The organism is Pseudomonas sp. LRP2-20 (assembly GCF_024349685.1).
GTDB lineage: Bacteria > Pseudomonadota > Gammaproteobacteria > Pseudomonadales > Pseudomonadaceae > Aquipseudomonas.
Genome location: NZ_AP025944.1, coordinates 2,907,820 through 2,920,239 on the forward strand (window position 1 = coordinate 2,907,820; position 12,420 = coordinate 2,920,239).

At 56.6% G+C, this 12,420-nt stretch carries 14 protein-coding genes and 2 pseudogenes; 10 read left to right on the forward strand and 6 right to left on the reverse strand.

Annotated features, from left to right (window positions below; genetic code table 11):
• Positions 1 to 14: 14 nt before the first annotated feature.
• The 3 genes from OCX61_RS12845 to OCX61_RS12855 form a co-directional block, all read right to left on the reverse strand.
• Positions 15 to 764, reverse strand: a complete 750-nt coding sequence (locus OCX61_RS12845; protein WP_085679696.1) for a hypothetical protein — start codon at positions 762 to 764, stop codon at positions 15 to 17.
• Positions 765 to 1,203: 439 nt separating this feature from the next.
• Positions 1,204 to 1,773 (reverse strand): hypothetical protein, encoded by a 570-nt coding sequence (locus OCX61_RS12850; RefSeq protein WP_261944148.1) that lies wholly within the window; start codon positions 1,771 to 1,773, stop codon positions 1,204 to 1,206.
• Between the two features lie 27 nt (positions 1,774 to 1,800).
• Positions 1,801 to 2,349: a hypothetical protein gene (locus tag OCX61_RS12855; RefSeq protein WP_261944149.1), complete on the reverse strand. Its 549-nt coding sequence runs from the start codon at positions 2,347 to 2,349 to the stop codon at positions 1,801 to 1,803.
• A 127-nt stretch (positions 2,350 to 2,476) separates the two neighbouring features.
• On the opposite strand from OCX61_RS12855, the gene tri1 reads away from it, so the two are divergent.
• On the forward strand, positions 2,477 to 3,592 hold the full coding sequence (gene tri1 / locus OCX61_RS12860; RefSeq protein WP_261944310.1) for an ADP-ribosylarginine hydrolase Tri1: 1,116 nt from the start codon (positions 2,477 to 2,479) through the stop codon (positions 3,590 to 3,592).
• A gap of 96 nt (positions 3,593 to 3,688) precedes the next feature.
• Positions 3,689 to 4,390: a hypothetical protein gene (locus OCX61_RS12865; RefSeq protein WP_261944150.1), complete on the forward strand. Its 702-nt coding sequence runs from the start codon at positions 3,689 to 3,691 to the stop codon at positions 4,388 to 4,390.
• 30 nt (positions 4,391 to 4,420) lie between these two features.
• On the opposite strand, the gene OCX61_RS12870 is transcribed toward OCX61_RS12865, so the two are convergent.
• The 3 genes from OCX61_RS12870 to OCX61_RS12880 all read right to left on the reverse strand — a co-directional run bounded on the left by OCX61_RS12870 (position 4,421) and on the right by OCX61_RS12880 (position 5,676).
• Entirely contained in the window at positions 4,421 to 4,885 is a 465-nt protein-coding gene (locus OCX61_RS12870) for a DUF1240 domain-containing protein (protein ID WP_261944151.1), read from the reverse strand.
• 64 nt (positions 4,886 to 4,949) lie between these two features.
• Positions 4,950 to 5,294: a hypothetical protein gene (locus tag OCX61_RS12875; protein ID WP_261944152.1), complete on the reverse strand. Its 345-nt coding sequence runs from the start codon at positions 5,292 to 5,294 to the stop codon at positions 4,950 to 4,952.
• Positions 5,295 to 5,367: 73 nt separating this feature from the next.
• Positions 5,368 to 5,676 carry a hypothetical protein gene (locus tag OCX61_RS12880; RefSeq protein WP_261944153.1) on the reverse strand — a complete coding sequence of 103 codons (309 nt, stop codon included), beginning with the start codon at positions 5,674 to 5,676 and terminating at the stop codon, positions 5,368 to 5,370.
• Between the two features lie 102 nt (positions 5,677 to 5,778).
• On the opposite strand from OCX61_RS12880, the pseudogene tssI reads away from it, so the two are divergent.
• From tssI to OCX61_RS12915, 8 genes and pseudogenes are all read left to right on the forward strand, one after another.
• A pseudogene (gene tssI, locus OCX61_RS12885) lies at positions 5,779 to 6,813 on the forward strand (type VI secretion system tip protein TssI/VgrG); the annotation flags it as partial.
• A gap of 10 nt (positions 6,814 to 6,823) precedes the next feature.
• A complete protein-coding gene (locus OCX61_RS12890; protein WP_261944154.1) occupies positions 6,824 to 7,408 on the forward strand; it encodes a hypothetical protein in 585 nt (194 codons plus the stop codon).
• Between the two features lie 37 nt (positions 7,409 to 7,445).
• The gene (locus tag OCX61_RS12895; protein ID WP_261944155.1) at positions 7,446 to 7,913 is read left to right on the forward strand and encodes a DcrB-related protein; all 468 of its coding nucleotides are present in this window, start codon (positions 7,446 to 7,448) and stop codon (positions 7,911 to 7,913) included.
• 6 nt (positions 7,914 to 7,919) lie between these two features.
• Positions 7,920 to 10,436: pseudogene (locus OCX61_RS12900) on the forward strand (DUF6531 domain-containing protein); the annotation flags it as partial.
• 79 nt (positions 10,437 to 10,515) lie between these two features.
• Positions 10,516 to 10,647, forward strand: a complete 132-nt coding sequence (locus OCX61_RS27355; protein ID WP_410011108.1) for a hypothetical protein — start codon at positions 10,516 to 10,518, stop codon at positions 10,645 to 10,647.
• Between the two features lie 14 nt (positions 10,648 to 10,661).
• Positions 10,662 to 11,042, forward strand: a complete 381-nt coding sequence (locus OCX61_RS12905; protein ID WP_261944157.1) for a hypothetical protein — start codon at positions 10,662 to 10,664, stop codon at positions 11,040 to 11,042.
• 72 nt (positions 11,043 to 11,114) lie between these two features.
• Entirely contained in the window at positions 11,115 to 11,633 is a 519-nt protein-coding gene (locus OCX61_RS12910) for an SMI1/KNR4 family protein (protein ID WP_261944158.1), read from the forward strand.
• A 182-nt stretch (positions 11,634 to 11,815) separates the two neighbouring features.
• Entirely contained in the window at positions 11,816 to 12,352 is a 537-nt protein-coding gene (locus OCX61_RS12915; protein ID WP_261944159.1) for a DUF8309 domain-containing protein, read from the forward strand.
• Positions 12,353 to 12,420 lie beyond the last annotated feature (68 nt).

Below are 12,420 nucleotides of genomic sequence, written 5' to 3' on the forward strand. Positions count from 1 at the left end.
GCGGGCGCAGCGCGTTACAGTCCTTCGATCGTCAGCAGCAGGCGCTGACGGATGTCGTCGTTCATTTCCAGAATGTTGTCGCGCCCCACCAGCTCTTCGAAGCTGGTGTTGCCGGCAATTTGCGTGCTGCTGCGGATCACCGAGTCGTCAGGCAGTTGCGAACGCACCGGCGAGCTGATGACGCAGAACGGCAGGTCGCCAAAGCCCTTGAGGCGCTCGAAACTGAGCCCGTAGCGCAGGCCTTCGAACAGCCGGCCAAGGCCTGGCGATTTGCTCAGGCAGTAGAACAGCACCAGGTAGTGCACCACGAAACGGTACAGCTCGGCGCTGCTGCGGTTGGGGTCTTTGATGACGGTGCGAAACTGCGCCAGATCAAAGGCGTGGAAGCCCACCACCCAGCGCGTCGGGCTGGTGATACGAATGACCTGGCCGCTCTGTTCGAGGACCTTGTCGTATTCCAGCGGGAACAGTTCGGGGGTGGTGCTGATCAGGTTCAGCGGCACTTCCAGCTCGCTGACCAGCTGGAACGGCGCGGCCGAGCCGATGCGCTCGTAGAGTTCGATCAACGACTGGAAGTGGCCCTGGGTTTCGCGCCCGCTGCTGCGCTGGGCGCCTTGCAGGTATTCGCCAAACAGGGTTTGCGGACGGATCAGCGGTGCCACGGTGGCAAGGTAATCCGCCGCCTGCGCCTTCAGCGCATCGGAGATCGCCCGCGTCTGGCTACGCAGCTTGATCAGTGCTTCGACATCGAATGTCTGTGTCATCGGTACATCGTCCATGAGCCTGCTTGATCGTCCTGAAACGCCAATGGCGTGGACCTGAAAATCGCGCCTCTCGGCTGCGGCAAATTTGAGTGCTGGCACATGAATATCGTGTTGCCAGCAATGCCGAGTAGGGCACCCCGCTGCGGAAGAAGTTCCGGCGAGGGGCGCGATTTTTTCCCTGTTTTGTGAAGTTGCGCAATGATGGCTGGATGGTGGCTCTGTATGGTTTTGTCTACTGAAAATGGGGCCTTGGCCCCTAAACTCAGGGGGCGAAAGTGCTAATGGGACGGAAAAAATGACCGTAAAAAGTTTTTGTAAAAAAGTGAAGCCGGTCTCATTTTTGTGCGAGGAGCCGTTAGCAGCCGGCTGCCATCGCGGCCCGTTTCAATGATGGCAACGCGACGAAATATGCCGCGCCAAAGCGGTTTCGCATGGGTAGCTAAAGCGGTTTTGCACCGGCCATGCGACCCTCGATTCCCCACTCCCGCAACCACCCGAGCAAGGCGTGCAATTCATCGGTGGCCTCGACCGACAGCGCGCCGTTTTCATGCAGGACGGCATCGCTGAGCGTGCCCATGCCGCAGGGCATAGCAAACACGCTCAAACGAACCTGTTCGGGGTCGCTGTGCAGCCGTGAGTGGTAGCCCAGGAGCGTGTTGGCCCAGCTTGGGTAGCCGCCATCGCGCAGCAGCAAGGTTGCTGTTCGCGCCAGTACCGCCGAGATCTCCGCCAGCTCCCAGGTGCAGGGGGCAGCCGTGCCGCGCTGGGTGCCAGGTTGCGTCATCAAGAGGTGGTCCAGTTCGCGGCGGCGGCAGCGAACGACCATGGGCAGCGCTGCCGAAGATTCTTTTAGCCAGGCATCGTATTGGGCCCTGTCGATGCGGTAGTACTCTTCGTAATCGACCAGAGCATTGCTCACCGGGATGGACAGGTAGCACTGCTGTGAAGTCAGTTCTACTCCAAGCGAAAAGCGATGCTTGCAGCTTGTGTAGGTATCGTTGAATTTCATGCTGAGAAGCGCCTTCGATGTAAGCAGCTAGCGGCCATCCACCTGGATGCAGATGTTCTGCTTGCCTACGATCTTGCATGGCCAGTTATCGTTGATGTAGCTGTCTGGTGTGAAGCACATGCGCTCATCGTTCACCCAGAACATTTGCCATCCTGAACCCGAGATGCGCAGCTTGGGGCACGACCAGTAGCCCTTGGCGGAGAGTGTGGCAGTGGTCAGCGCGATCATGACAGGCGCTACGACCATGAGTGCAACCGTCAATTGCATCGAGCGCAGTTGGAACCCGTAGAGCCAGGTCTTTTTGGGCGGGGCGAATTTCTGGCCGGTCCAGGCTGCGATCAGGCAGCCCAGGGCCATGACCGGTGCGAACGGTATTGCCGCGACAACGAAGAATGATTTGAGGGGCGTTTCCACGACCGGTGCATTCCGGTAGATGCGACCGTAGAGCGGTACGATTTCAGTCCAGAGCACGTAGGCGCCAAGCGCCCCTACGGCCAGTAGGCAAAGGGCCAGGCCAATGCCCGCCAGTTTGAAAAGGATCGGGGATCGCACATGGAGTTCGGCATGATTCTTCACGGTAGCCTCAGCGTTCCTTGCTGCATCGGTCTGGTCTTTGCTGCTGTCTGGACGGGTCGTTGCCAGTGAGCAGCAGGTTCAGCAGAATGTTCGCATGGATGAGCGCAACCCACAGCAAGGAATGAACATGATCGATCTGAGAAGCCCGGATGCAACCCTGAGCGAGTACGCCCAGCGCTACGTCGACCTGCTGCCCGAGTGGTCGCCGCAGTTGCAGCAGCGCATGAGCTACATGATCGAACCCGATGCCCCCAGGCTGCCGCGTATCAAGCCTGCCTGGTTGAGCGACAGGCCCTGCACGTTGTCACCGGAGCAAGCGTTGGACCGTGCACAAGGGGCGCTGTTGGGACTGGCGATTGGTGATGCGGTAGGCACGACCCTGGAGTTTCAGCGGCGCGATCAGGGGCAGGTCAGCGATATGGTCGGTGGTGGCCCTTTCCGCCTGGCGCCAGGTGAATGGACCGACGACACCAGCATGGCCCTGTGCCTGGCGGACACCTACGCGAGCCAAGGCAAGTTCGATTTCGCGACCTTTGCCGATGCCATGGTGCGCTGGTATCGGCAGGGCGAAAACAGCGTCAATGGCCGCTGCTTCGACATCGGTAATGTCACGCGCCGAGCCCTGGAGGGGTGGGAGGCCCAAGGACTTGGGTGGATGGGTAATCTCGAGGCCTCGACAGCAGGCAATGGTTCGTTGATCAGGCTCGCGCCCACGGCCATTTTCCGACGCCATTCACTGTCGGCAACCTGGTGGCAGAGCGTAACGCAGAGCAGTGTGACTCACCGCGCGATCGAGGTGTCGGAGTGCTGCAAGTTATTTGGTGCGCAGTTGCATTTGGCGCTCAATGGCGCGGACAAGGATGAGGCATTGTCGCCGAAGGTGCGCCCCCTGCAGCCCCGGGCCTTGATCATCAATGCCGGCGAGTACAAGCACAAAACCCGTGAGCAGATTCGCTCGTCCGGGTATGTGGTCGATACCTTGGAAGCAGCGCTCTGGGCCGTATGGAATACGGACAATTTCAGGGATGCGATTCTGTTGGCGGCCAACCTTGCCGATGATGCCGACAGTGTGGCGGCGACGGCGGGGCAGATTGCCGGAGCCTTGTATGGCGTGTCGGGCATGCCGCCGGAGTGGGTGGCTAAAGTTGCCTGGTCGCAACACATTCGTGATTTGGCTAGCCGGCTATTTGAACTTGCGCCGCCGGGTGATGAGTTGGATGAGCTTACTTACGACCGGCAGTGAAATTTAACGGTATGTCGGTTGCCTGCTCTCTGGTCGAGACGCGCAGGTTAGGCACGATTGGCGCTCTGCGTCCGATTGATAAAATGGATTGAACTCATGTTTACCGTTGAGCGCTTTTTCGCAAAAATTTGGGCGGCATGGCTACTGATGTTAATGATAGCGGTGTTGATGATTGGCGTTGCCCCGCCATTTTTTTTCATCCTGTCAGCCATTGCGGTGGTCGTGATGAGTGTGTGGTGCATTGAATGCGCCTTTCGAACTGAACGCTTTGTTATATATGCTAATCTGCGGCTCTTCTTTAATCTTTCTATCGCTCCGTTGTTCGCTGCCCTGCTAACAATGGCCATCAGTTACAAAAAGATGAAGCTAGGCGGTTTGACCTCAACTGCGCTGTGCCTTGCTCCTGTGGTTCTTACACTGTTGGCATATGGCCTGGTTTGCGTCTGGCCTGGCAAAAGCAGCGTGCTTCAGTTTGAGGGGCTTTGTGTGGAGTCCATCGAGATTCCGGAGCCGGTGAGGTGGTGGCAAGCCGGGCTGGGTGCGGGGCTGAGCAGTTTGACCTACCCACTGATGAAATCCCATGATGTGCCGATGACCGGTTTGATCTACTTCTTCATGTTCATAGCCTTGTTCATGGTGTTCTACCATCGTGACAAAATTTGGGCTTTGAGGGCGCTGAAGGCACGTGAGGCAAAAAAGAACTGTCGATACACCTTCAGGGATGTAGACGCTATTAGAGCCCAGCGCGCCGCTTCGTGGCTGGGGAGGCTTTTTGCTGTCAGGACGAACGGCGAGTGAGGCGTATTGCGCTGCGCTGGTGGGCCCTGCTTATTCATCCATGTTGATGCATAACTGCTTGCCCTCTACATTTTTGCAGGGCCACCTGTTTTCTGTATAGCTGTCAGGGACAAAGCAAAAGCCAGGGTGACTTACCCAATAGGTTTGCCAGGCCGAGCCAGATTTTCTGAGTTGGGGGCAACTCGTATAGTCGAGTTTGTTGAGCGCTACCGTGGTGAGGATGGCTGCGAGGGGGGCGACCGCAATTAATGAGTAGACAGAGGCTTTCAGCATTGCGTTCTGGAGTTTTCCGAACACGGACTTGTTGTGTGGCGCGAATCGTTCGCCTGTATATATCGCAAAAGCACTGGCAACGACACAAGCGAGCATGACAGGCGGGGCCATGAGCAAGCCAAAAGCCATATACGGGACTTCGATAACAGCGGCGAGACGCCACATCTGGCCGTAAATGGGAAGCACGTGTGTGATTAGCCAATAGACGGCGAACAGACCCACGCTTGCACAGAGGAGTAAGGTCAGAACAGCTCGAAGCCTGAATGCTATTGATCCAGTTTCGCTGCTAGCCGAGGTCATTGGGTCTGCCTTGAGATTCCTGCGAAGGCTTCTCCCCCATGCGCGCCTTGAGCTTGCGCAGGGTAGGGGACTCGCCTCCCGTCAGCTCAATGCGGAACTCGGCGAAGGCTCGCTCGAGATCGTCATACTGCTGCAGCCCTTCTTCGGTGAACAGGTAGCGCCCGGGGATGTCGCGCCATTCCATCGGGGTGCGGATGCGTTCCTGGTCTGCTGCTTTCAGCAGTGGCTCCAGTTCGACGCTCAACTTCGTCGCGGCAGGGTCTTGCGCCTTCAGGCTGCCGATGATCAAGCGAAGCTTGAGTGACTTCTGTTTGAGTGTTTCGGTGTTCATGCTCAGTCCTGAGTGGAGATGGCGCCACTCAGTTTAGTAGTAACTATGATTGGCGCTTTAAGTGGCAAGATGTTCAGGGCTTGTTCATTTTGGCTTGTAGCATCTGAAATGCTTTCGAGGCTTGGCCGTCGATGAGCTCGACGTAAAACGATGCATACAGTTCCTCAAGGTCCCGGTAAGCACCCAGTTGGGTTTCAGTGAAGTAGCGATGGCCGGGGATGTCCCGTGGCTCCATGGGGGAGGTAATTTCTTTTTTCATTGCGCGTGTCATCAGTCCATCCAGCTCCTGGAGCAACATGGCCGCAGCACGCTCTTGATGTTGATAGTGCTCAAGCAGGCTACGCAACTGCGTGGCTGCAAGTTTCAGTGCATCTGAATTCATGATTGCATTCCTAGTTATCTATCGAGCCGACAAGCTTGGCTGCTGACCATTCGCCTCGATTGGGCGTCAAGAACTGAAGCGCGCCGCCAGCCCGTTGTATGCTACACCCACGGCACCTACGACGAAGGCGAAACCTTGCTGCGCCTGCGCATCGAGGCACTGGAGCTGCGTGGCAAGAAGTTCGAAGGCGCCAGTAACTGTCGGGCCATGAAGCCCGGCTACACCTTCGAGCTGTTGCAGCACTACAGCCACGACCAGGGCGCCGTCGAAGACCGTCAGTTCCTGCTGATGAGCGTGGAGAGCGAAGGCCACAACAACTACCTCAGCGGCCAGCAGGCCAGCTACTACAACACCTTCACCTGCGTGCGCAAAAAAATCCCGTTCCGCCCGCAGCTGAGCACGCCCAGGCCGACCATTGCCGGCCCGCAGACCGCCATCATTGTCGGCCCACCGGGTGAAGAGATCTTCACCGACGAACTGGGCCGGGTGAAGATCCAGTTCCACTGGGACCGCAAGGGCCAGCATAACGACCACAGTTCGTGCTGGGTGCGCGTCGCCCAGTCCGGTGCCAGCGGTGGCTTCGGCAGCATCCAGATCCCGCGGGTGGGTGACGAAGTGGTGGTGGTGTTCCTCGATGGCAACCCCGACCGCCCGTTGATCATGGGCAGCCTGTACAACAGCACCAATACCCCGCCATGGTCGCTGCCGGCGAACAAGACCCAGAGCGGCTTCCTGACCCGGTCGATGAAGGGTGACGGCGGTACCGCCAACTTCTTCCGCTTCGAGGACAAGGCCGGCGCCGAGCAGATCATCATGCATGCCGAGCGCAACATGGATACCGAGATCGAGCTCGATGAGACCCATGATGTGGGGAACAACCGGAAGATCACGGTTGGTGGCACGCACACCGAAGTAGTCAAGCAAGACACCGTGGTGAAGGTGACCGAGGGCTCCTACACCCTGCAGGTGGACAACCAGTTCATTCAGATTGCCGCCAACCAGCACATCATCCTGCAGGTGGGCGACAGTAGCATCACGCTTCGGCCGGAAGGCATCGAAATCAAGGGCAAGGTCATTACCACGACCAGCTCCGACATCACCAAGATCACAGGCGCCCCGGTGCGGATCAACGACTGAGGCCAGACTCATGTACAAACCCTCGATCTACGACCGGATCTCCGCCAGGCGCGAAGCGCTGGAGGAGGAGGCGCGCCTGGCCAAACTGGCGGAAGAAGCCAAGGCCGCCGAACCTTTGCCCGAGCCGGAACCGGTACCCGTGGCGCTGCAGGAGGTGGCCAGCAGTTTCACCTTTGGCGGGTTCAACCTGCAGTTTCCGGGCGGCTTTCGTTTTCGCGATATCCAGACCACCCTCGAGCATGAAGGCGAACCTGTCTCGTTGAAGATACGCCGCCGCGATGCGCCTGCGCAGCAAACATTGGAGCAACTTTTCGAAGCCTCGCTACAGGTGCTGCGTGAGTCGAACCCGACATTGCGGGTTATCCGGCAGCGTGATTGCAGCCTTGCCGGTAATGCAGCCAAGGTGCTGGATTTTCATTTTGCGGCGGGCCTTGAACAAAGGCACGGCAGACTGGTAGGTGCTCTGGTGCCAGTCCAAGGTCAGGATAAATTGCAATGGGTCGACATCTCGTGCGTGGTCGACCCCTCAAGGCCAGCGCTCAGCCTTTGGCTGATCGAATTTGACAGCATGCTGGCAGGCCTTGTCGGCAACTGAGGCTCAACCCCTTTTCGTTATCAGGAATTTTCATTACATGGACTATCAACTACAGGAAGGCGGCATCGTACTGCCTGAAGGCTTCCAAGACCGCACCGTCAACATGTTCGTACTGGGTGCCAGCATTCCTGCCCCCTTGAGCATCACGGTTTCCAGGGACAATCTGCTGCCGGGGGAAGCGTTGAAAGCCTACGTTGAGCGGCAGGTGAAAATGCTTTCGTCCAAGCTGCGCAGCTACTCGCTCATGGGGACCAAAGCCGTAACCCTGTCGAGCACGGCGCCCATCGAGGGCCTGCAGATCGATGCCTACTACATGAATGAAGGCCGCCCGTTCTACCAGCGCCAGGCAGCGTTCCTGCTGACGCCCGAGCGCGCCCTGATTTTCTCCACCACCGCCCAGGCAGATTTCAGCCCTCAACAGAATCAGGACTGGCAAAACCTGCTAGCGAGCTTCCAGCCCCGTACGAACGGTGGAGCGACTACCGAGCCAAGCGAACAGGAGTAACCCCTCATGTTCGAAGCGGCCAGGTTCGGCGACGAAATTTCGCACACCAGCGCGCTCGGAGGGTTCCTCCTTGGAGCCGCCCTGGGTATCGCGCTGGTGGCCACGGTGGCCATCGCCACCTTCACCTGTGGGTTTGGCGTTGCGCTGCTGGCGGGTATGGCAGCAGGCATCGGCGGCAGCCTGCTTACTGCTGCGGGGGAGGCGTGGGGACGAAGTAGATCATCCCCCTCAGGGACGATAGCTACCGCGTCACCCAATGTCTTCATCAACAGCCTAAAAGCCGCACGCGTCGAAAAAAGCATCGGTGCCTGTGACAAGCACCCGGGGCCGGTGAAGATCGCCGAAGGCTCGACCAACGTCTTCATCAACAGCGTGGCGGCTGCGCGCAAAGGCGACAAACTGACCTGTGGTGCGACCATTTCCGGTGGTTCGGGCAATGTGTTCATTGGCGGTGGTACCTACCAATACCTGCCGGTGGACGACGAAGTCCCGAAATGGCTGCGTACCACCGTGGACGTACTGATGGCCATCGCCGGTGCCGCCGGTGGTATCGCCCAGTTGATCAAGGCCGGCACCCAGGCCGGCATGAAAGCGATCATGCCCTGCGCCCTCAAATTCACTGCAGGCTTCGTTGCAGGGGAGGTGGCAAGCCGCTACGTGGTCGAACCCGTGGCACGCCGAGCCATCGGCGGGCTGGTCGGCAACCCGGTCGACCTCACCACCGGGCGCAAACTGATCCCTGATGAAATCGACTTCAGCCTGCCCGGCCTGATGCCCATCGAATGGTCGCGCTTCTACGCCAGCGACCTCACCGTCGACAGCGTGCTCGGCAGCGGCTGGGTGCTGCCTTGGGAACAAAGCCTGCGCCGCCAGGGCTCATTCATCTGCCTCACCGACAACCAGGGCCGCGAAGTTCCATTCGTGACCTTGCAACCGGGCGAACGCATCTACAACCCGCATGAGCAGGTGTACCTGGTCTGCACCGAAGGCGGTCACTACCTGCTGCAGACCCTCGACAACCTGTTCTTCTATTTCGGTGAAGTCCCCGACAGCAACACCGAAGTGCCGCTGCAGCGCATCGAAAACGCCCTCGGCCACTTCCTGCACTTCACCCGCACGCCCGACGGCACCCTGACCGACATCAGCGCCACCGGCGGCACCCGCATCCACCTGCACTACGACAACCCCCTGGGCCGCCTGACCGACATCAAGCGCGTGGTCGACAACCAGGCCGTCGAAACCCTCACCCAGTACCGCTACGACGAACACGGCCAGCTGAGCGCGGTGATCAACCGCAACGGCGACACCGTGCGCAACTTCAGCTACGCCGAAGGCCTGATGGTCACCCACAGCAACGCCCTGGGCCTGGGCTGCCACTACCGTTGGGAAACCCTCGGCGATAAACCACGCGTGGTCGAGCACTGGACCAGCGATGGCGAGCACTACCATTTCCGCTACGACCTCGATGCCCGCACCAGCTGGGCCACCGACGTGCTCGGCCGCGAGCTGGAAGTGCAGTACAACGCCGACCACCGTGTCATCGCCAGCCGTGACTACGGTGGCGAGCGTTACGCCATCGAGCTGGACGAGCAGGGCAACATGGTCGGCCTGGACCTGCCGGATGGCAACCGGCTCGCCTTCCAGTACGACGAATTCGCCCGCCTGCTGGAAGAAACCGACCCGCTGGGCCGCAAGACCACCTACGAATATCACCACCTGACCACGCTGGTGACCCAGGTCAGCTATCCGGATGGCAGCACCTGGCGAGCGCGCTACGACGACAAGGGCAACCTGCTCGCCGAATTCGATGCCCTCGGCCAGATGACCGAGTACCTCAACAGCGACGACGGCCTGCCGCACACCATCATCGATGCCACCTACAAGTCCAAGTACCTGTGGTGGAACACCCTGGCCCAGGTCGAGCGTTATCAGGATTGCTCGGGCAAGAGCACCTACTACCGCTACGACGAGCGTCAGCACCTGGTAGCGGTGACCGATGCGCTGAACCAGACCACCACCCTGGAGCGCAAGCCGGACGGTGAGGTGCTGCGCATCATTCATCCGGACGGCACGAAGGAAACCTTCAGCTACAACGTCTACGGCCAGGTGCTCAGCCATACCGATGGCAAGGGCCAGACCACTCGCCTGATGCGCACCGCACGTGGCCTGCCCAGCAGCCGCGAGGATGCCAAGGGTCAGCGGGTGCGTTACGAGTACGACAAGGCCATCCGCCTGACCGCGCTGGTCAACGAGAACAACGCGACCTACAGCTTTGCCTATGACGCCTCGGACCGACTGAGTGAAGAAGTGCGGGTGGACAACCTGACCCGGCGCTTCAGCTACAACGTCGGTGGCCATCTGACCCGACTGGATGAAATCGGCTACGGCGAAAATGCCGAGCGGCCCGAGCGTCACACGCTGTTCGAGCGCGACAGCATTGGCCGCTTGATCGCCAAGCTGAACCGCGATTCACAGCAGCAGTTCACCTACGACGTAGGCGACCGGCTGCTGAGCATCGAGCGGCATCAGAGGCAAAAATTACACGTCAACTGAGCCCTCAAGCAGTACCCGGTGATAGGCTGGTCATAGCTGCAAAGGTAAGTTGAATTCATTCAAAGGTGCTACCGGCGCAGACGTTGAGTATTGTTGGGCGGCAAGCGACGGCTCATCAAATGAAGTTTGGACCGCCAAAGCCAAGAAGACGCAAAAAATTTCTGGAACTGTATGCAGTTAACTACAGGAGGTTATGTGATTAGCATTGATGTCTCAAATATAAAGTGCTTTGAAGAAGATGGGGTGCTAATCGTTGCAGTTGGTGATGGGGCAATCGATCCCCAGAATTATCTGATTATTTCTCGATTAGATGATGAGGATAATGCGACTATCGATGATGCAATAGGGCTTCAGGTCGCTGGTGCTAGTTACGAAATAAACAACTCGATTAGCAAGGTGATTTTAGGGGGTGATTGCTTAAGGGTTGAAATAAAGCCGGAATTTGCAATGCATTTTGGTGCAGCGATAGTTTTGGCTAAGTTCAGCGATGAAGTTTTGAGGGCAGGGGGAGTATGCTCCTTGCGTGAGGCTCTTGAGGTGATTTTTGAGGGGAGTGCAGTTAATCTTGTTGCTTAAAGCTAAGGCCAAGCCGCTCTGCGCCAGAGTATGTATCAAGATATAAAATAAAGCCGCTAGCAGAGAAAACAAATGCCTATTAAATACAGAGCTGGCTTGACTGATGCGGAGCTAATATCGCTTGAGTCTGCAGTTAATTTTACCTTGCCCATAGCATATAAGAACTTTTTGGCGCGCATGAATGGATTTCACTTGACTGATCCTGATTATGGGCAGTTGCCATTAAGCGCAGTTGAAGATGGGGTGATTAGTTTTGACCGATTGTTTGGGGTTGATTCAGAGGAAGAATGCAATGACCTGATCAGCTTTAATAATGAATTTATTTCTGAGTTAGCATTTATTAAAGGTATTTTGGTGATTGGGGAGGATGGGGGAGGCAATCCTTATGTGCTTGTTACTGAAGCGAGTAAGGATGGGGTCTATTATTGGGATAGGACTCACTTACATGAGTCTGATAAAATAAATATATATGATATAGCTGGGCAGGATGATTGTGGTCATCTATATAGGATTGCAGGTGACTTCGATGAGTTTTATTCTTTGATTTTGACAGGTCTTCCTGATGGTGTTGAATTTTTAGAAGAGAGTTGAGTTTAGTGGTGTTTTTTATCTTTTGAAACTAGGTTGGGCTGCTATTGGTTGGGATTGTCCATTGAGTGATAGCAGTGTTGAGTTCCGCCCTCAGGATTGAGAGAGCATTAGCGTCGGTTGTTTAACAGGCCACGGTTTTTCTGGCCCTGCTAGCGTTATGGAAAAGCAAAAGGAGCTAAAATATGTTAAAGTCTTTAATGTGGCAAGAAGGTCTGGTTCTAAGCATTAAGGTTGAAGAGGGTTTGTATCTTATTGCTCAGATGCGAAGCAACCACCTTTTGGAGGTTTTTAATATTTTCGAAAGTGATGATGATTGGGCGGGCGTTGATTTAAATGACGTTGATGTATTGTTTGCAATTTTCGTTTTCATAAAAAACATAAAAAAGATTTTTTCGCGAGTGGTTTCAACTGATGCTGTAGTGCCGAATGTTCGGCCTGTGGAAAAGCGTATGCTTTCTGCGATATTTGGAACGCCAGGGAATACGGGTGCGAAACTCATTGAGTTGACTGACGGCTGCTCTAATATTGGGGCTAAAGTTATTAATGAGAATTTGTCGCCGGATAGAAATCTGGATCTAATTTATCGCTATGAACTTTGCGGGATGGTAGGCGATCCCGAAAAAATTGTTGCTCGCATTAAGACTTATCGGGAAACTGGAATTAACTGGGATTCATCTAAAGAGTTTTTGTTTCCTGGTATTCAACAACCTCTAAGTTGAGATTCTTGGAATGTATATAGGGGGCAGGAGGGGGCTGGGCTCAACTGTAATATTTACAGAGTGATGAT